The 18,522-nt window shown below is 35.2% G+C and carries 22 protein-coding genes; 8 read left to right on the top strand and 14 right to left on the bottom strand.

Annotation, left to right across the window (positions count from 1 at the left end):
• Positions 1-2: 2 nt before the first annotated feature.
• Genes rsfS through CIL05_RS13515 form a run of 7 tightly spaced genes read right to left on the bottom strand, consistent with a single transcriptional unit; the run spans position 3 to position 4,355 of the window.
• On the bottom strand, positions 3-359 hold the full coding sequence (rsfS, locus tag CIL05_RS13545) for a ribosome silencing factor (protein ID WP_095656086.1): 357 nt from the start codon (positions 357-359) through the stop codon (positions 3-5).
• Between the two features lie 57 nt (positions 360-416).
• On the bottom strand, positions 417-983 hold the full coding sequence (yqeK, locus tag CIL05_RS13540) for a bis(5'-nucleosyl)-tetraphosphatase (symmetrical) YqeK (RefSeq protein WP_095656085.1): 567 nt from the start codon (positions 981-983) through the stop codon (positions 417-419).
• Entirely contained in the window at positions 970-1,539 is a 570-nt protein-coding gene (locus tag CIL05_RS13535) for a nicotinate-nucleotide adenylyltransferase (protein ID WP_095656084.1), read from the bottom strand. The genes yqeK and CIL05_RS13535 overlap by 14 nt, the downstream gene beginning before the upstream one ends.
• 47 nt (positions 1,540-1,586) lie before the next feature.
• Complete coding sequence (gene yhbY / locus CIL05_RS13530) at positions 1,587-1,877, bottom strand: ribosome assembly RNA-binding protein YhbY (protein WP_095656083.1); 291 nt, start codon at positions 1,875-1,877, stop codon at positions 1,587-1,589.
• A gap of 1 nt (position 1,878) precedes the next feature.
• Entirely contained in the window at positions 1,879-2,724 is an 846-nt protein-coding gene (gene aroE / locus CIL05_RS13525) for a shikimate dehydrogenase (RefSeq protein WP_095656082.1), read from the bottom strand.
• A gap of 12 nt (positions 2,725-2,736) precedes the next feature.
• Positions 2,737-3,837 carry a ribosome biogenesis GTPase YqeH gene (gene yqeH / locus CIL05_RS13520; protein WP_095656081.1) on the bottom strand — a complete coding sequence of 367 codons (1,101 nt, stop codon included), beginning with the start codon at positions 3,835-3,837 and terminating at the stop codon, positions 2,737-2,739.
• A 2-nt stretch (positions 3,838-3,839) separates the two neighbouring features.
• On the bottom strand, positions 3,840-4,355 hold the full coding sequence (locus CIL05_RS13515; RefSeq protein ID WP_095656080.1) for a YqeG family HAD IIIA-type phosphatase: 516 nt from the start codon (positions 4,353-4,355) through the stop codon (positions 3,840-3,842).
• A gap of 456 nt (positions 4,356-4,811) precedes the next feature.
• Here CIL05_RS13515 and CIL05_RS13510 point away from each other — a divergent pair, with 456 nt between their 5' ends.
• The 8 genes from CIL05_RS13510 (at position 4,812) to sigK (ending at position 11,366) form a co-directional block, all read left to right on the top strand.
• A complete protein-coding gene (locus CIL05_RS13510) occupies positions 4,812-4,958 on the top strand; it encodes a sporulation histidine kinase inhibitor Sda (protein ID WP_095656079.1) in 147 nt (48 codons plus the stop codon).
• 275 nt (positions 4,959-5,233) lie between these two features.
• Positions 5,234-7,549 (top strand): Na+/H+ antiporter subunit A, encoded by a 2,316-nt coding sequence (locus CIL05_RS13505; protein ID WP_095656078.1) that lies wholly within the window; start codon positions 5,234-5,236, stop codon positions 7,547-7,549.
• Positions 7,550-7,888 carry a Na(+)/H(+) antiporter subunit C gene (locus CIL05_RS13500; RefSeq protein WP_095656077.1) on the top strand — a complete coding sequence of 113 codons (339 nt, stop codon included), beginning with the start codon at positions 7,550-7,552 and terminating at the stop codon, positions 7,886-7,888.
• On the top strand, positions 7,881-9,362 hold the full coding sequence (locus CIL05_RS13495; RefSeq protein WP_095656076.1) for a Na+/H+ antiporter subunit D: 1,482 nt from the start codon (positions 7,881-7,883) through the stop codon (positions 9,360-9,362). Before CIL05_RS13500 ends, CIL05_RS13495 begins: the two co-directional genes overlap by 8 nt.
• A gap of 6 nt (positions 9,363-9,368) precedes the next feature.
• Positions 9,369-9,845 (top strand): Na+/H+ antiporter subunit E, encoded by a 477-nt coding sequence (locus CIL05_RS13490; protein ID WP_095656075.1) that lies wholly within the window; start codon positions 9,369-9,371, stop codon positions 9,843-9,845.
• A complete protein-coding gene (locus tag CIL05_RS13485) occupies positions 9,842-10,153 on the top strand; it encodes a Na(+)/H(+) antiporter subunit F1 (protein ID WP_095656074.1) in 312 nt (103 codons plus the stop codon). The genes CIL05_RS13490 and CIL05_RS13485 overlap by 4 nt, the downstream gene beginning before the upstream one ends.
• On the top strand, positions 10,134-10,505 hold the full coding sequence (gene mnhG, locus CIL05_RS13480) for a monovalent cation/H(+) antiporter subunit G (protein WP_095656073.1): 372 nt from the start codon (positions 10,134-10,136) through the stop codon (positions 10,503-10,505). Before CIL05_RS13485 ends, mnhG begins: the two co-directional genes overlap by 20 nt.
• 156 nt (positions 10,506-10,661) lie before the next feature.
• Positions 10,662-11,366, top strand: coding sequence for an RNA polymerase sporulation sigma factor SigK (gene sigK / locus CIL05_RS13475; protein ID WP_095656072.1), 705 nt, complete (start codon positions 10,662-10,664; stop codon positions 11,364-11,366).
• Positions 11,367-11,480: 114 nt separating this feature from the next.
• On the opposite strand, the gene mtnN is transcribed toward sigK, so the two are convergent.
• From mtnN to CIL05_RS13440, 7 genes are all read right to left on the bottom strand, one after another.
• Positions 11,481-12,170: a 5'-methylthioadenosine/S-adenosylhomocysteine nucleosidase gene (gene mtnN, locus CIL05_RS13470; protein WP_095656071.1), complete on the bottom strand. Its 690-nt coding sequence runs from the start codon at positions 12,168-12,170 to the stop codon at positions 11,481-11,483.
• Between the two features lie 28 nt (positions 12,171-12,198).
• Positions 12,199-12,900 carry a YrrS family protein gene (locus tag CIL05_RS13465; RefSeq protein WP_095656070.1) on the bottom strand — a complete coding sequence of 234 codons (702 nt, stop codon included), beginning with the start codon at positions 12,898-12,900 and terminating at the stop codon, positions 12,199-12,201.
• A 214-nt stretch (positions 12,901-13,114) separates the two neighbouring features.
• The gene (locus tag CIL05_RS13460; RefSeq protein ID WP_095656069.1) at positions 13,115-14,488 is read right to left on the bottom strand and encodes a type VII secretion protein EssB/YukC; all 1,374 of its coding nucleotides are present in this window, start codon (positions 14,486-14,488) and stop codon (positions 13,115-13,117) included.
• 235 nt (positions 14,489-14,723) lie between these two features.
• Positions 14,724-15,536 (bottom strand): serine/threonine-protein kinase, encoded by an 813-nt coding sequence (locus CIL05_RS13455; RefSeq protein WP_095656068.1) that lies wholly within the window; start codon positions 15,534-15,536, stop codon positions 14,724-14,726.
• A 2-nt stretch (positions 15,537-15,538) separates the two neighbouring features.
• Positions 15,539-16,399, bottom strand: coding sequence for a PP2C family protein-serine/threonine phosphatase (locus CIL05_RS13450; protein ID WP_095656067.1), 861 nt, complete (start codon positions 16,397-16,399; stop codon positions 15,539-15,541).
• On the bottom strand, positions 16,399-17,877 hold the full coding sequence (locus tag CIL05_RS13445) for a DUF6382 domain-containing protein (protein ID WP_095656066.1): 1,479 nt from the start codon (positions 17,875-17,877) through the stop codon (positions 16,399-16,401). Before CIL05_RS13445 ends, CIL05_RS13450 begins: the two co-directional genes overlap by 1 nt.
• A 67-nt stretch (positions 17,878-17,944) precedes the next feature.
• Positions 17,945-18,514 (bottom strand): DUF4352 domain-containing protein, encoded by a 570-nt coding sequence (locus CIL05_RS13440; protein ID WP_095656065.1) that lies wholly within the window; start codon positions 18,512-18,514, stop codon positions 17,945-17,947.
• Positions 18,515-18,522 lie beyond the last annotated feature (8 nt).

The raw sequence follows: 18,522 nt of genomic DNA, 5'->3' as shown, positions 1-18,522 counted from the left end.
TATTACCCTTCCTGACCTATCTCTAAGGACACATGTACTGCATCTCCCCACAGGCGCTCCAGATTGTAATAACTCCGTTCATCCCTATGGAAAATATGACAAACAATATCACCTAGATCTACCAATATCCATCGTGCCTGGTCAAACCCTTCAATTCGCTTAACAGGTAAGTCTTTTTCATCCATTGCTTGTTTAATACCTCGCGAGATTGCCTGTACCTGACGTTCATTACTTCCATGACAAATCAAAAAATAATCTGCAACTAGAGAAACTTCGTTCATATCCAGAACCACAATATCTTCGGCCCTCTTATCGTCACATGCTTCTGCCACGAATTGAATAATTTCCTTGTTTTCCATCTATAAATTACCTCCATAAAATTGTCTTGATAAAGTAAAATTCCTTAAAATAAAATATCACTGTCTATTCATACGAGTTAAATCATTATATGCATGAAACGTATCCGGGTAGATTGTTGCGTTTTTATGCATTAAAAACTGGATTGTATTTCTAGATGCCATTAAGCACGCATGTATTAAATCCTTTTTAGCCATTTCTCTTACTTCTTCCACCCCTGGAAAACTTCTTCCCGGTTCAATATAATCAGCTAAAAATATAATCTGTTCCAGTTTTCCCATATGTGCCCTTCCAGTCGTATGATAGGCAATAGCACATTGAATGTCATTATCTTTTATACCATATTCTTTTTCAATTAAAATTGCTGCAACAGGACCATGCCATAATTCATGATGATAATGCAGCAGATCCTTTGGCAGACGACTCTCAACTATCCATCTTTCCATTTCATCCAATGGACGATATTTTGCATAATCGTGAAAAATTGCCGCAAGTTCAGTCTTTTCCTTTGATTCATTATATAATTTTGCAAGATTTGCCGCAGTTTCTTGAACTCTTAATGTATGTTCAAATCGTTCCTTGGTTAAGTGAGGTTTTACATGTTCAATTGCTTCATTTATTTTCATACAACTGTTTCTCCTTAATATAAGCATACACATCTTCAGGAATTAAATAGTTCACCGTTTCTTTGTTGGCTAATCGATTTCTAATACTTGTTGAAGAAATCTCAATCATGGGTATTTCAACCTTTGTAATTGGATAAGGGGTATTCAATTGATATCCGGGACGTCCAACGCCAACAAACTGAACAAGCTTTATGAGTTCATCAATTTTATTCCAATGCGGCAAATATTCAACCATATCTGCACCAATAATAAAGTGAAAATCGTTTTCAGGAAATTCATTACGTAATGCTTTCATCGTATCAAATGTATATGATTTCCCTAAACGTTCTATTTCTATTGTATTCATTTGAAATGAAGAATTATTCTTTATTGCCATCTGAAGCATATTCATTCGATGCGCTGCACTTGTCCTAGCTTCATCCTTATGTGGAGGTGTAAAGGAGGGAATAAACCATACCTCTTCCAAATTTAGCGCCAGACGAACTTCTTCAGCAATGATCAAATGCCCTAAATGAGGCGGATCGAATGTTCCTCCTAGAATTCCGACACGTTTCATAACAAACTCCTTTTTAGTGAATGTTCAATACGCACTTTTACCCACACTTATGGTAATTGAATTGTTTTATTCTTCTCTGATTCTTTGTACAGGACAATGTTATTGCCTATAATTTGAGCAATTTCTGCGCCTGTCCCTTCAGCTAACTGCTTTGCAACTGTTTCTTTATCTTCCATACAATTTTGCAGGATGCTTACTTTTATTAATTCGCGTTTCTCCAAAGCTTCATTTATTTGAGTGATCATATTATCGTTCACACCGTCTTTACCCACCTGGAATATAGCTTTTAAATTATTTGCTTCTGCGCGTAAAAACCTTTTTTGCTTACCTGTTAACATATTATCTTCCTTCCAAAATAAGTTGTAATTTTAAATCCATGTCATCGATTGGTGATTTTTTGTTTGTCCAGATTTCAAATGCATATTGTGCCTGATATATAAGCATTGTATGTCCAAAATGAACCGATGCACCAGAGGTTTCAGCCTGTTGTAATAGTTTTGTTTTTATCGGTTGGTATATAATGTCACTTACAATGCTGTCCTGCCTGACATGATCCAAGTTAATGATCGACGCATCTACAGTCGGTTTCATTCCAACAGAAGTCGTTTGGATGATAACATCATAATCCTTTATATTATCTTCTGCTTCTTTCAAGGTCAAAATAGCTGTATTTGTATCTGAACTTCTAAGCTCCGCTATTTCCTGAGCACTCCGGGCCGTTCGATTTGTAATATCGATATACTTAAAACCGGCGGAATCCAGTGCACAAAATATTCCTCTGGCAGCACCGCCGGCACCAATCACTAAAACACGTTTCTGCATATTTAAAAACAATGCCGGGAATTTACTTTCCAATGACCGTAAATAACCGATTCCATCTGTATTATAGCCGATCCATTTCCCGTCTTTGTTGGCTACAGTATTAACTGCTCCCATTTTACTTGCCATTCCATCAATTTCATCCAAAAACGGAATGATTTCCTGTTTATAAGGGACGGTTACATTAAATCCATTTATTCGGGTTTCTTTTAACTTCTTTACATGATCTTCAAAGGAATCAGTAAGGGGGATCTCATGAATGGTATATGTCCCCTCTAAATTAGTTTTTTTCAAAAATTGTTCATGTATCCATGGTGACAATGAATGTTTAATCGGATAACCGATAAGTGCAAAGTGATTGGCCATTTTATTCTCCCCCTAGAGCAATGACTTCCTGACAGATACGGCGACTTCCTTTGGACTGTGTGCAACGACCGTTATATCTTTCCCTGGAATACTGACCCAGCCGAGTCCCGGAAATAAAATATCTGTTTTTTCTTCCGTAATACGAAATGAACTTTCTGTTAATTCAGGTAAAATTTCGAGTGTTTTTTCGTTTGGTGGTGATAAAAGCTGACCAACTTGATTTTTATATAGTTCATCCGCTTTCTCCAATTTTGTCCGGTGAATTGGAAGCTGATTGGAGAAATAACAAACAAATGACTGCCTGTCCCCTTTTATAAAATCAAGTCGTGCTAAACCTCCAATGAATAATGTTTGTTGATTATTTAATTGATAAATTCGTGCTTTAATCTCCTTGTTCGGTGAAATCAATTTCAAATCCTGTTCACTGACATAATGAGCGATCTGCTGCTTATTCACAATTCCTGGTGTATCAATTAAAGAAGCTCCACCATCCAATGGAATTTCAATAAACCCTAATGTGGTACCAGGGAAATAGGATGTAGTAATTACATCACTGTGCCCGGTTTGCTGTTTTATTAAGCGATTAATAAATGTAGACTTACCGACATTCGTTGTACCGACAATATAAACATCCTTATCATTTCTCAAATCTTCCATGCTTTCGGTTAGTTCTTCCATTCCATGGCCTTTGATGGAGGATATTAAAAACACATCTTTCACCTTTATACCAGCTTCTTTGGCAGATGATCTCAGCCATTGAATCAGTTGATTTTTATTCGTTGATTTCGGTAATAGATCTACTTTGTTGCCCACGAGGACAATTGGATTATTACCCGTTATTCTTGGAAGGCTCTTAATCAGACTTCCATTTACGTCAAATATATCAATCACATGCACCACTAAACCATCTGCATTTCTTATCGAGCTTACCATCTGCAGGAAATCATCATCCTTAATGGATACATCCTGAATCTCATTATAATGTTTCAATCTAAAGCATCTCTGACAAAGTATATCCTCTTTTTCGAGTGATGACTTTGGAGTATACCCAGGTTCCTTGCGGGATGATGTTTGAATAAGAACACCACAGCCCTGGCAATATATTTTTTCCAATCTTATTCCTCCCAGCTTATCTTTCCTTTTCTGCGCATATAATTTAAAATTCTTCTTTCTATCTTCCGGTTTATTTTCGTTATTTTACCATCAGTCTGTACAATTGGAACAACTAAAATTGTATAAAACCCTGCAAAGTTTCCACCAAGAACGTCTGTTAATAGCTGATCCCCAATTACAACAACCTCTTCTTTTTTCAACTCCATCTGTTTAGCTACTGTTTTAAAAGCACGGCTTAGCGGTTTTCTTGCACTAAATACAAATGGGGTATCCAATGGCTCGGAGAAAATTTTAACGCGCTCCTGTTTATTATTTGAAATAATCGTTACTTTAATATCATTATCCTTCATAAGCTTGAACCACTGAATTACTTCAGGTGTAGCATCTTTTACATCCCATGCTACAAGCGTGTTATCCAAATCCGTTATTATTCCCTTAATTCCTTTTTGTTTTAAAATTGCAGGCTGAATATCAAATACACTTTTAACATGTTCATTTGGTAAAAATAATTTCAACAACAATCACACCTCATTACCATCCTTCAAATAACTTACTGCTTTCAAATAATCATAGTACACAACATCATTATAATCCTATCCTATAATAACTTCCTTAAATTATAAAGCAATTGTAAATCCATGGAAAGAAGATTCAACAATTATACGTACTAATTTTAACAATAGCTAATAAAAATGACATAAAATAACAATTATATGAGTTTGTATAGAAAAAATATGCATAAATCCGATAACTTTTGCAAAAATCGTTCGACAAATAGTTACATTTTTCTCATTGTGGATAACTTTACTCACAATTTCAAAGTTGATATAGTAGTCAAAACATTATTTTTTAAAGTTTTATACACAAGTTATCTACAGGCCATTGTAGATAACTTGCGTCTTGTCCAGCACTATCAATCATGTTATTTTTATAATAACTTCAAACTGGAAAGATTTTTTAGGAGGGCCACATTGATGGAGCATTTGTCAGATGAATTATTGTTGGAATCCTATTATAAAGCAAATGAATTAAATCTAAGCCCGGATTTTCTTTCACTCATCGAAGAAGAAATTCATAAACGATTTTTATCCCATAAAATTAAATGTTCAAAGTCAGGTTAAAAACTATAAACATAGCTCTACTATCTTTCTCCTGAAGCCCCATTATATATTTTATAATAGGGGCTATTTATTTTTCTTCTTTCAATATTATGTTAAACTATTTTATGGTAATATATTTACAAAAATACTTTTTTACATAATATGAAACTTCAATTTTTAATGAGCTAAGAAAACTCGTAAATCCAAGTCCCTCAGTACTAAAAGGATTAATGTATACTTTTTCTTTTCCCCATTTATTCAGGTTCCATATTTGTTTTAAGGAGGACTCCCATTAGATGATATTCGCAGTATTAATTCCACTTCTTATTGCTTGTTTTATTCCTTTCATAAGTAAAATAAAACATAAAATACATACTGGTTATTTTGTTTTCTTCGTTCCTTTTTTAATATTTCTTTATTTTATCCAATTTATAGGGGAAGGCTTTAACCCAATAAGACAAACTGTTAACTGGATTCCTTCATTGGGGATTAATTTTGATTTTTACTTAGATGGATTAAGTTTATTATTTGTTTTACTAATAAGCGGGATCGGGGCACTAGTTGTTCTTTATTCTATTTTTTACCTGGATAATCAAGAAAGATTAGGTCATTTTTATGTTTATTTATTAATGTTTATGACTGCAATGCTTGGTGTTGTATTATCAGATAATATATTTGTTTTATATACATTCTGGGAATTAACATCCATTTCCTCTTTCTTATTAATTGGGTATTGGCATTTTAAAGAGCGCTCCAGATATGGTGCATTAAAGTCGATGATCATAACTATCTTTGGTGGTCTTAGCATGTTTGGTGGATTTATTCTTCTGTCAGTCATCACCGGAACTACCAGTATTCAGGAAATGATCACACAAACCGATGTCATTTTGGCAAGTGATTATTTACCACTGATCCTTGGCTTTATCTTACTCGGAGCATTTACAAAATCTGCTCAATTTCCATTCCATATTTGGTTGCCTGACGCAATGGAAGCACCTACACCGGTTAGTGCATACCTTCATTCAGCAACAATGGTTAAAGCGGGCATATTTTTAGTTGCAAGATTCTCACCGATCTTTTCTACATATGAATGGTTCTTTATTATTGTAAGTTTAGTCGGTATCATTACACTTTGCTGGGGATCCTATATGGCTGTCAGACAGACGGATTTAAAGGCAATTTTAGCATTCTCAACGATCAGTCAATTAGGTATGATTATGGCTATGCTTGGGTTTGGTACACAGGCTGCTGTGTTTGCTGCTGTTTTTCATATTTTAAACCATGCAACGTTCAAAGGCAGTTTGTTTATGGTTGCAGGAATAATAGATCATGAAACAGGGACAAGGGATATAAGAAAGCTCGGCGGGTTACTAACATTAATGCCGATGACTGCAACACTTGCTTTATTTGGCACATTTTCAATGGCTGGCGTTCCCCTGCCGTTTTTAAATGGCTTTTACAGTAAAGAATTATTTTTCGGTTCTACACTCGGATTGGAAGCAAATGCACTTAGTCAGGCAATACCTTATTTGGCAGTATTAGGAAGCATTTTCACATTCGTTTATTCCATGTATTTCTTTTTTGGTGTATTTACAGGACCGAAACAATTTAAATTATTGCCGAAAAAACCGCATGAAGCACCAATTGGAATGCTTATCTCCCCTATCGTACTTGTTATAGGCGTGGTAGTAATCGGTTTATTCCCGAGTTTAGTTAATGCGCCATTCCTTCTGCACGCTGCCGAAGCTGTAAATAGTGCAGTTGAATTTGAACAGATTAGCTTTTGGCATGGGTTTAAAACGCCATTATTTATGTCATTGGCTGTAGTAGGTATTGGTACATTACTAGTTCTAACAAGAAAAAAATGGAATTCTGTATATACTGTTTTACCTGGAAAACTAAGCTTCAATAAAGTTTATGACAAACTACTGGAGAAAATAGATACTTACTCAGCAAATATTACCAATTACTATATGAATGGCTCTTTAAAGACATATATGTCACTTATATTAGGAACGACACTTGTCGTAACATTTAGTTTTATGCTGTTGACAGATGGATTCACAATGAAATTCGATAATCTGGCTGACATTACAATACTGGAATTATCGGTTGTGCTTATTATGATTATTGCAGCAATAGCAACCGTCTTTATGAATCATAATGTTGCTGCAATTTTAGTACTGGGAGTCGTTGGCTTTGGTGTTGCCATTTTATTCGTAATTTATAGAGCTCCTGATATTGCTCTCACCCAGCTGGTCGTTGAGACAATTTCAGTTGCTTTATTCTTATTATGTTTTTATCACCTGCCTAAATTAAAGAAATCAACAGATTCAGCCAGAACCAAACTTGTGAATGCAACGATTGCTGTTGGTTTTGGCGCACTAATGACAGTTATCGGAATATCTGCACACAGCAGTAATTGGTTTGATTCGATTTCTGAATACTTCCTGGAAACATCTTATACACTTGGCGGCGGAGACAATGTGGTCAACGTCATATTAGTCGACATGCGTGGATTGGATACATTATTTGAAATTGCCGTGCTGGGAATTGCAGCACTCGCCATTATCGGCCTCATTAAACACAAAAAGAAGAAGGGGGCGGAATAAATGGAAATAATTATATCTGTATTAGCAGGGATTTTATTTGCGACAGCAATATACAACATTTTACAAAAACAATTGCTGCGGATTGTAATTGGAACTGCATTACTATCACACGGTGCACATCTATTTATTTTTACGATGGGTAAACTTAAAACAGGTCAGCCTCCTGTGTTAACAGAAGGAGTTACAGATTATACTGATCCTTTACCACAGGCATTAATCCTAACATCTATTGTTATCAGTTTTGGGGTTACCAGCCTTCTACTGGTACTGGCTTACCGAACTACAAAGGAAAACAATACAGATAATATGGAACAATTAAGGGGTGGCGAAAATGAGTAATTTAGCAGTTTTACCGATTATCATCCCATTAATATCAGCTATCATTCTGATATTCTTTAATTCGAAAGTTACGATTTCCCGTGGATTGACAAAGCTATTTTCATTAATCAGTTTAGGTGTAGCGGGATACATTTTCTGGTATGTATTAGAAAATGGAACAATCATCCTGGAAACCGGAGGATGGGCTGCACCATATGGAATCATTTTGGTTGTTGATTCACTTGCTGCCATTCTTGTGTTAACAACAAATATAATTGCTGTTGCCTGTGCTTTTTATGCACCACATACCGGGTTACAAAAAAGAGAAAACTTTTATTTTTATCCTTTATTTCTCTTTCTAATAACCGGGGTTTCAGGAGCTTTCATTACAGGTGATTTATTTAACCTGTTTGTATTCTTTGAGGTACTTTTGATGGCTTCTTATGGATTAATTGTATTGGGCGGAGATAAAGTTCAGTTGAGGGAATCACTTAAATACTTATTGATCAACCTTTTCTCTTCCATGTTATTCGTTACAGCAATTGCATTTCTATATGCTGTTGTAGGAACAGTTAACATGGCACATATTGCTGAGCGTGTTCAAGAGGTGGAACAACAGGGGATCTTAACTGCTATTGGAATTCTGCTATTTTTCGTCTTTGCTACAAAGGCTGCATTATTTCCACTCTATTATTGGCTGCCAAAATCATATGTTGTCCCAAATCCGGTAGTTTCTGCATTATTTGGAGCTTTATTAACAAAGGTTGGAATCTACTCCATTCTAAGAGTGTTTTCTTTAATATTCGTATATAACATCGAATTAACACATGAATTATTTATCTGGATTGCTGGTCTATCCATGATTTTTGGTGTTATTGGTGCCCTCTCAACGAATAATATAAAATTGATTATTGCATACAACATTATTCCTGCAATTGGTTTTATCATTCTGGGTATTGGTGTTCTAAATCAAGATGCGTTAAGTGGTTCGATATATTATTTGGTTCACGATATGATTATTAAATCAGCGTTATTTTTATTAGTTGGAGTAGTTGCCTATGTTGCTGGAACCTCTGATCTCAGGAAGATGGGTGGATTGATCCATTATTATCCTTTCCTTGGATGGATGCTGTTCGTGGCAGCATTTGTACTTGCCGGTATCCCACCCTTCAGTGGATTCATTGGAAAACTGTTATTGCTAAAAGGTGCTTTTGCAGATGGAGAAGTAGTAATCGTCATTATTGGATTGCTTACAAGCCTGTTGATTTTATATTCCATTATGAAAATCTTCATTAATGGCTTCTGGGGAGATAAAGATACGATGGGTGAGTTTAAGAAAAAATCTACAAAAGGATTATACACACCAATTGTATTCTTACTCGCGCTCTCTGTAATTTTAGGGGTAGGAGCAGAATACTTTTATCCGATTGTAGATTCTGTTGCAGCATACTTACTGGATCCGGATATTTATATTGATTCTGTATTAAAGGAGTAATAAATGATGGCCTTTCAGATTGTGATAAATTTAATCATTGCATTTATGTGGATGTTCTTGAATGAATCTTATTCTGCACCCGGTTTTATTGGTGGATACTTATTGGGGATTCTCTTGTTATTCCTTCTAAGCAAATTTATTCCGGGCACTTTTTACCTGAAAAAGTTCTTCAAGATAATAAGTCTGATATTATTATTTATAAAAGAACTGATATCTTCAAATATCGATATTGTTAAACTGGTTTATACCCCAAATCCTGAGGTTGAACCAGGTATATTTGCATTGCCGATCGAAGTAAAAAGCAACTGGGAGATAACACTGCTGGCAAACTTAATTAGTTTAACACCCGGTACTTTATCTATCGCTGTTTCCAATGACAATAAACAACTCTTCATTCATGCAATGGACATTGACGATATTGAGGAATCCATTAGCTCTATTAAGAATACGTTTGAAAAAGCTATTATGGAGGTGACAAGATGACGGAAGTGCTTGCAGCTACAGAGAACATTCTAAATGTCACTATAATTATTTGCTTTACCGGTATTTCTGTATCACTTATATTGTTGCTGTATCAGATTATCAAAGGCCCAACCCAGCCGGATCGAGCGGTAGCACTGGATACTATAGGTATCAACTTAATGGGAATAGCCGGGATTTTATCTATTTTCCTGGCAACTACTAAATTGACTGACGTCGTTTTGTTAATCGGGATATTAGGATTCCTTGGAACACTTGCAATTGCAAAATATCTGGAAAAGGGTGTTATAATTGATAGAGACTTGGATTGAGATTATCATCAATATTATTATTATACTCTTTTTACTGGTAGGTACACTTTTTATTCTATCAGCATCTATCGGAATTGTTCGTTTTCCGGACGTCTATACAAGACTGCATGCAGCAACTAAAGGATCTACCCTTGGTATTGCCTGTATACTGATTGGCGCTTTTTTATATCTATATTCAGCCCATTCCATTGTAAGCGGAAAACTGCTTTTAGCAATTGTGTTCATTCTTTTAACGGCACCGGTATCGGCACATATGATATCCAGAGCTGCTCACAACAATGGTATTAAACCATTCCTTAAAAATAGAAATGACGAATATGAAAATGCAATTAAAAAACAACAATCAAAATAAAATTTAAGTCTTTCATTAATGGTGGGTGTTCCAATCAAAATTGGGACACCCTTTTCTTTTTTATAATACAATGGACAGACACAAAACCGGCAAAGCCTTCATAAAGATGTTATATAGGCAAAAGCCTACCCGCACATCCAGAGGAGGTGTATTTACTTGTCCGGCATATTAACTGTACTCGGACTTCTGATTAAAGAAGCTTTGTTTTTTGTTTCATATGTTAAAAATCACGCTTTCCCTCAGCCGCTGCCACCGGATGAAGAAGCAAAATACATTAAAGAAATGCAAAATGGAAATGAAGAGGCCAGAAATAAACTGATTGAACATAACTTGCGATTAGTGGCACATATCGTTAAAAAGTTTGAAAATACTGGGGAAGATGTAGAGGATTTAATATCCATTGGCACCATTGGATTAATTAAAGGAGTTGAAAGCTTCTCTGTTGATAAAGGAACAAAGCTTGCGACATACGCAGCACGTTGTATAGAAAATGAAATACTCATGCATTTACGTGCTTTAAAAAAGGTGAAAAAGGATGTTTCCCTGCATGATCCGATTGGTCAGGATAAAGAAGGTAATGAGATCAGTTTAATTGACATTCTAGAAGCAGAGAATGATAATATAATTGAATACATTCAATTGAATATGGAAATCGCAAAAATGCAGGATTATTTTACAATTCTTGATAACCGGGAACGTGAAGTGATTGTTTACCGCTATGGCTTAAATAATTATAAGGAAATGACGCAGCGGGAGATTGCAAAAAAGCTCAATATATCAAGGAGTTATGTATCCCGAATAGAAAAAAGAGCTTTAATGAAAGTATTTCATGAATATTACCGGAAAGAACGAAGAATATAGAAAAATGAGCGCAAATGCTTTAGACATTAGCGCTCATTTTCCACTTTTATATTGTTATTGTCTTATGATAGGTAGGTTCCAGTAACCGAACAACCTGTAAATATTGTATATAGCTTACATCTTTTTTATGATAGCCATGATTAATTGGGCAGCATTCTTCGCAGCTTTTTCCAAAAAATCATCGAAGGAAACAGCAGATTGTTTTCCGGCAATATCAGATAGAGCACGAATAATAACAAATGGTTTATTATATTGATAACAAACCTGTGCTACAGCAGCTGCTTCCATTTCTGAAGCAATCATCGCTGGAAATTTTTCATTAACAAAGGCCACACGCTCCGGATCTTCCATAAATGAATCTCCTGTTGCTATTATTCCTTCTTCATATTGTAAATTTATTTCATTCACTGCTGATACAGCTTTTAAAACCAATTCTGAATCAGCAGTGAACATTGCCGGCATTCCGGGAACTTGCCCATATTCATAGTCAAATGCAGTTACATCTACATCATGATGAACCACCTGGTTTGATATAACTACATCCCCGACTTCCAGGTTTTGAGCAAAGCCTCCGGCAGATCCTGTATTGATTACATGTGTTGGAGAAAATCTTTCATGCAAAATGGTAGTAGCCATGGCTGCATTTACTTTTCCGATGCCAGATTTCAATAATACAACATTCCTGCCATGAAGTTTGCCTTTTACAAACAAGCAATTAGCAACAGTTGATTCTTCTTTTTCTGTCATATTTTCCTGCAGTAATGCTACTTCTTCATCCATTGCCCCAATGATTCCGATTGTCATACTGATTCCTCCAATTATTATTCACCATTTATTGATTTTTTCTATCATTTTCAATCAGTTCTTCCACTTTGGTTGGCTTCCAGCCTTCTTCATCAATCCAGGATAAATAAACGCGGTAAGTTTCTGTTTGTGCATTATTGGAAACAGTTGCAATCACTTTTTGATCTCCACCGTTTTCATACCACCATTCAATCATGTCATCCTCAGCTAAGCCAGTTGCGAGACTTGCTGCTTGCTTCAATTCTTTACGATCTGCAGTACCCTCTTCGTATGTCGTTGTATGCGGGCCTTCCTGTTCTGTACCTATTGGTTCCCAGTTGCCTGTATACGCTCTTGACACATTATCGTCTGATGGTTCCACTTCTTCCGCTTCTATATCTTCATTATTATCCTGATTGCTTTCTTCATCCGAATTTTGATCATCATTTGAGTCTTCTTCTGTTTCATCTGCTGACTCATCTGTATTTTCGGAATCGGAATTCCCCTCATCTGATGACGACTCATCTTCTGTATTATTATTTTCGTTATCATCATTTATTACGATATCTTCTGAGATGCTATCAGGCTGCTCTGCATTTTCTTCTTCTTCATTTCCCCCGCCAAATAACCAGATTCCCAGTAATACGATGATTAGAATACCAGCAATTATAAGCAAAATAGAAATACCTTTTGTGTTTTTTCTGCGTTTTTCAAATTTGTTTAAGCGTGAGTGTTTGTCATAATCGCTCATAATGTGATCCCTCCCTGCAATTACCTTATTATAGCAACATAATTTAAATAAGAAAAATAAAAAAGCTGTTTATTAGTAACAGCTTACGATATAAAGCTCATAAAAATGTAGAAAGATTGAAATGTTAGATTTACCTATTTAAAAGAAAAATGTGCTGTATGGTAATAATAGGTTACAACACATATTTCATTCAATGATACAAGAGTGGATAAAACTACCCTTTTATATTCTTTATCTCTTCATCCAATTTCTTAATAGCCTCTTCTTTTTCATCATCTTCCATATCATCATTCGCATTAATTTTATTTTTTTGTACTTCCAGGCTGGCCACTTGAATGTCTTTATTTTCAAGTTCCTTTCCCAGCTTCATTGCTTCCTGATGATTATCCAATTCAATATAACTCTTAGCTGCAAGAAACTTCGCCCGATTATTTTCCGCTATCCCTTTAGACAGTTCTATTACATTTTTATGTTCTCCATTGATCCATGCCTGCTCAATCTTAACCACCGGATCATCAGAACTAATTTGAAGAATTGCCTGCCCCGCTTCTTCACTGTTTATCCCTCTTAAGCCCTCGACAACTTTTACATGATAGGCTTCACTCATTTTACCCGCTTTTTTTAAACTTTCAACAGTATTCAAATTAATATATTGTTCAATTAGTGTCCGCTTTGCACTTTCATCCAGATTTTCTACATCTTCAAAAATAGAAATAGCTTCTTCCGAGTCTCCGATAACTGCAGATCGGTATGCATGCATCATTTTGCGGTTATCATCAAGCATAGATTGTAATTCTTTGTTTTCATTTGTCAGCACCTCTTGTTTTTCATTTTGCTGACCTGTTGCCTCAGTTGAAGCTTCTGTTAATGGAACAACCTTTATCATATAAAGTAATATCATTCCAAGTGCTACCCCGATCAGGAAACCCGCAGGAAGAAGATATTTCCTCTTGGGATTTTCACTTTGTTTCGGCTTTTGAGTTGGTACTGTTGTTTTATGATGGAACAAATTGGGATTATTAACTATTTCCCGTAATTGTTTTATTGTTGCGGCTGAATTTATTTCATTTATAAATATATCCCTACTATTATTCTTATCATTTTTTTCTGCATCAGCAAAGTTAGATGCCATAAAAAGAGACTTAAGAATTGGTTTCAATTCCTTAACTAGTTGAGGTGAAGTCAATTCCTCCGTCGGTAATACAGAGCGAATGCCTCGATGTGCAAACTTTACATCACCTTTTTCATTAACATAAATATTATCGGGATGAATAATTGTTGTATATTGTGTACCGATTAATTTTTCAACAATTAGTAGATTAGTAGCGATTTTTTGTTTTAATCCATTATTACTTACTGGAATACTTTTTAAGGATTTATAGTTTTTCTCCCTTTTATAATAGATATGTATATATTTCTCATCTACAGTATAACGCCAGAAATCAAAGAAGAAGGAATCCTTTCTTCTCAATTCATCAAGCTGTTCTGTTTCTACTAAATCTGTTTGTGCTTTAGGAATTTCGTATACAATTACATCATCATTCTCTTTAATAGTTCCATGCCTTAGTGCATAATGACCTTCCATCATAACCACCTCCTTAGAAAACTTGGCTTATCGCCAAGCCTTAATGGCGAAAGCGCAAAGCCTGCACTTATACTGATTTCTTAGAAAACTTGGCATTCGCCAGCCTTTGGGCGATGCCTTAGTTGCACTTATGCAAATCATTACGGTGGGGCGAGTAATCGGAGCCCCAGAAAGGAATATGGATATATTTCCTTTACTGCCTATAAAAGTTATACTCTTATCAGTGTAAAAGTTAATCTTAATCATTGGAATATATTAATTCCTTGAATCGTTCTTTGAAATTAGGTTTTACCTTAGAAAAAGCATGTACTATCTCATCGGAATTATCATACCTTTTGTCCGGATCTGTTTGCGACAATTTAATAATTATTTCCGCAAAGGCTTTTGGAGTTTGCTCCTTAAGCACTGCAGCTTGATTACTCGTATAAATATTTTCACCATTGCTTGCCATATAAAATAGTACTGCACCCAGAGAGAAAAAATCTGATCGAAGGTCGACTTTTCCATTTTCAAATTGTTCCGGAGCTGCATAGCCAATTGTTCCTAGTGCTGAAATCTTCTCCTTTTCCTTTATTGAGGCTGATACTCCAAAATCAATCAGGTACGCATGATTATTATTTGATATCAATATATTTGATGGTTTTATATCCCTTATTACTATGGAAGGATTGTTTTTATGAAATACATCAATAATATTCATTATCTGTTTAGCTATATCCAAAATTTCCTGCCAACTGAACACTTTATTTCCATTTTCTATTAAATCAGATAGGCTCACTGCTTCTATTTTTTCAATAACGATTGCTTTATAATGTCTATTGACTGTTAATTTATCAAATAGCTTTGGAAGACGATCATGATTAACTGCTGCAAGAATCTTTGCCTCATTATCAATTTGGTTATTAAATAATGTACTTGTATTTTTAGCCACTTTTAAAATAGCATGTTTTCCACTAGACACCTCAACATCATATAGTAATGAAGTACCGCCCTCTGTGAGATAGTCTATTATTTTATATTTATTATTAATAACCTCTTGCTTGTTAAACATGTCTACTTCCCTATTCTTTCTGCGACATTAATAGTTAGTATGGATACATCATCGTGAAAGCTATCTTTTTTTACTAAGTCATAAAAGTGGTCGCTTACTTCCTTTATTGACACCTTTTCCTCCAGCTTCATGCTCCACTGTTCTTTCAATTCTTCTTCTGTAAACAGCTTATAAAAACCATCTGTACATAATAAAAAATAGTCTGCAGCTGTAAATTTACCTGAAGCAGTAAATGGTTCAATCTCTCCCTTTATACCGATGCATTGTGTTAAGTAATGAGCTTTATCATGAGATTGTGCTTCTTCAGCAGTCATCACACCATTTTCAACCTGCATGGATGCAAACGAGTGATCAACAGTCAGCTGCAGGAATGATTTCTCTTCATTTAAATCTATCGTATCTCCATTTGGTTCTTCCAACGTGAGTACTTTTTCCCGATAACGATAGATTCTTGAATCACCGATATGACAGATGAAATATTCATTACCGATTAGAATAAGCACACTTAAGGTTGTTCCTATTTCTTTGTTCTCAAGTCTTCCAATTTCGATCAGTTTTTGGTTAATTTCATGAAAAACTTCGATAAGCTCTTCCTGACAGTTTTTTAGGAATTCTTCTGATCTTTTGTTCATCCATGCAGTGCTTCTCCACCATTTCAGTACATAATTCACTGCAAAATAGCTTGCAGCATCACCCATCGAATGTCCACCCATACCGTCAGCAATGATAAAAATATAAGCACCTTGGTCTGATTTCAGGATATTTGCAGAATATGCAAGTGAATCCTCATTTGCCTTTTTAGAGGAAGGTTTCACACTGAAACTTCCTGTCTGGACATGTTCATTTTTAATCATATTACTCATTACGACACCTTGTATATGTAGATAGTTTTTCCAATCTGAATCGTATCTTCATTGGATAGTTCAAGGATTTTATATGGAATAATTTTTTCATTGTTAATATATGTCCCATTCTTAGCACCTAAATCTTTTATTCCATAGGTATCTGACAGCTTAATAAATTCAACATGCAACCTGGATATCCCTACACCTTTTTCACATAAGTTTGTTCCTTTTTCTGCACGGCCGATAATAAAATTATCCGTATCGAGCTCGATATTCTCTTCTATCCCCTCCCGCTCAATAACAAGGTAATTATTAACCCTTTCTCCACTATTTTGCGGTAGCATTTCATTCTCATCAAGGAGCATTGTTTGATCATTCAACTGATTTCCATAACTATCCGAACTGTTAACTTCGGAATAATCATTGTTTACAGCAGCAGCACTTTCAGCATTTGCGAAACTAAGTTCCTCTTCTATCTGATAATTACTTTCCTTTACTGCTGGCTGAATTGCCTCAACCGGCTGAAGCTCTTCCGCCTCAGATTTCCCATTTCTATTAGCCTCTTTTACTTGTTTTGACTGGGCCTGTTTCATTGGTTTCTTCTTCACTTTTACCTCTTTTTCAGTAATAATTGGTTCAACTCCCGGACGCCAAACAAACCAATATACATAAACTCCGGCAATTACTGCAACGGACAAAATACTGGAGACAATAAGCATTGCGGTATTTGTGGAGGTTTCATATAATTTCCAGACCATTGCAAGTAACAACACCCCAAATAGAATCGAGTATAGTTTATATTTGCTGCTTAAAGGTGGAAGCTTACGAACCTTTTTAATTTTTATCATGTCTTCTTTATTATTATCAGATTCGATTTTGTGATCTGTTTCTTCCTCCGGATGCTGTTGACTGCTTTTCTGCAGCCGGCTAAGCAGCTCTTTTATTCCTTGAAGACTGAATCCCGAATCCTTAATATAGCTCAGGATCATTTTGAATTGGACACCATTCAATCCTTGAACCTCACTCGCCATATTCAGTAATAATTCTTTAAGGCTTTCATATACAGACTTATTATTCTCTGCTTCTTTGAGAGGCAAGTATGTTAGGTAGACCTGATGGTAGCCATTCCCAATAAAGATAAAATCCTCATGAAGGACGAATCGGTGATCACTAAGCATATTATTATTAGAATCCTGCAGTGCCTGAATAATATTAATAAATAATGAGTAATATTCCTGCATTGTCAGCGGACGTTCTTTAGAAAAAGGACGTAATCTGCGCAAACCCTCTATTTTATAAAATACTGTTGTTTGATCATTTACTTCCTCAAAACTCATTGGTAAAAGTCGAGGAATATTATTGGATTGGATCATTTTCAGTTGAAGTTCCTGAAAATCATCAGACCTAAATCCTGTATCACTTGTTTTACGCAGCTTCATATAGGCTCCGTTTGATTCTAAATAGTCTATATAGTATTCATCCAGTGGATTAGACACTAATAATTCCTCCTTATGCTAAAAAATAATAATCAGCAGCTACTCTTGGTATAAATATTTTATCCCATTAACTTTCAGGATTTGGTAGCTCGAAATGTGTTTCTTCGTCTGATGTAAATTCATACTTTAAAATAAAGGTATCTGCTTCATCTACCCTAGTTGTATAAACTAAACGACCCTTAACTTCTTGATCTGGTTGAAGTTCTTTATCACCTTCAGTAAAAAATTCATCATTTGAAACTTCTCCCCCCAGCTGATCCTCCGTTGCAAAATTTGCGGAGAACATTTCATGAGGTACATAAGATTCATCACTAATATTTTTAATAGTAACATCAACCACAGCAAATCTATGTTCTTCCCGTGCACCAGTTAGAAATTCTTCAATCTTAATACCGTCTACTTCTTTGGTTAACTCAAAATTATCAACTGTTACTTCATAATCAAAATCATACATATCGCTTGTAATAACAGCTGTTTCACCAATTTGATAAATTTTCTTTTCTTCTGAAGCTTCTTCATTATCAGTGGAAGTATCAGTAGTGGTTTGATTATTTTCTTCTACATCACTATTATTATTTTCATCACTGCAAGCTGCCAATAACAAGCCCGTTAGTGTTATAATTAATATCTTTTTCATATGTACCT

Source organism: Virgibacillus profundi (genome assembly GCF_002287375.1).
GTDB classification, from domain to species: Bacteria; Bacillota; Bacilli; order Bacillales; family Amphibacillaceae; genus Virgibacillus_K; species Virgibacillus_K profundi.
Note: the sequence above shows the minus strand (reverse complement) of the source record. Positions and strands in the feature narration are given on the sequence as shown.

Bases quoted from the DNA above. Each gene is read 5' to 3' on its own strand.
- mtnN (WP_095656071.1), bottom strand. From the start codon at position 12,170: ATGACAATCGGAATCATTGGGGCAATGGATGAAGAAGTAGCATTACTG.
- CIL05_RS13460 (WP_095656069.1), bottom strand. From the start codon at position 14,488: ATGATGGAAGGTCATTATGCACTAAGGCATGGAACTATTAAAGAGAAT.
- yhbY (WP_095656083.1), bottom strand. From the start codon at position 1,877: ATGTTAACAGGTAAGCAAAAAAGGTTTTTACGCGCAGAAGCAAATAAT.
- CIL05_RS13490 (WP_095656075.1), top strand. From the start codon at position 9,369: ATGGCCTTTCAGATTGTGATAAATTTAATCATTGCATTTATGTGGATG.
- CIL05_RS13450 (WP_095656067.1), bottom strand. From the start codon at position 16,399: ATGAGTAATATGATTAAAAATGAACATGTCCAGACAGGAAGTTTCAGT.
- CIL05_RS13465 (WP_095656070.1), bottom strand. From the start codon at position 12,900: ATGAGCGATTATGACAAACACTCACGCTTAAACAAATTTGAAAAACGC.
- CIL05_RS13500 (WP_095656077.1), top strand. From the start codon at position 7,550: ATGGAAATAATTATATCTGTATTAGCAGGGATTTTATTTGCGACAGCA.
- aroE (WP_095656082.1), bottom strand. From the start codon at position 2,724: ATGGCCAATCACTTTGCACTTATCGGTTATCCGATTAAACATTCATTG.
- CIL05_RS13495 (WP_095656076.1), top strand. From the start codon at position 7,881: ATGAGTAATTTAGCAGTTTTACCGATTATCATCCCATTAATATCAGCT.
- CIL05_RS13485 (WP_095656074.1), top strand. From the start codon at position 9,842: ATGACGGAAGTGCTTGCAGCTACAGAGAACATTCTAAATGTCACTATA.
- rsfS (WP_095656086.1), bottom strand. From the start codon at position 359: ATGGAAAACAAGGAAATTATTCAATTCGTGGCAGAAGCATGTGACGAT.
- yqeK (WP_095656085.1), bottom strand. From the start codon at position 983: ATGAAAATAAATGAAGCAATTGAACATGTAAAACCTCACTTAACCAAG.
- CIL05_RS13505 (WP_095656078.1), top strand. From the start codon at position 5,234: ATGATATTCGCAGTATTAATTCCACTTCTTATTGCTTGTTTTATTCCT.
- CIL05_RS13440 (WP_095656065.1), bottom strand. From the start codon at position 18,514: ATGAAAAAGATATTAATTATAACACTAACGGGCTTGTTATTGGCAGCT.
- CIL05_RS13455 (WP_095656068.1), bottom strand. From the start codon at position 15,536: ATGTTTAACAAGCAAGAGGTTATTAATAATAAATATAAAATAATAGAC.
- CIL05_RS13535 (WP_095656084.1), bottom strand. From the start codon at position 1,539: ATGAAACGTGTCGGAATTCTAGGAGGAACATTCGATCCGCCTCATTTA.
- CIL05_RS13510 (WP_095656079.1), top strand. From the start codon at position 4,812: ATGGAGCATTTGTCAGATGAATTATTGTTGGAATCCTATTATAAAGCA.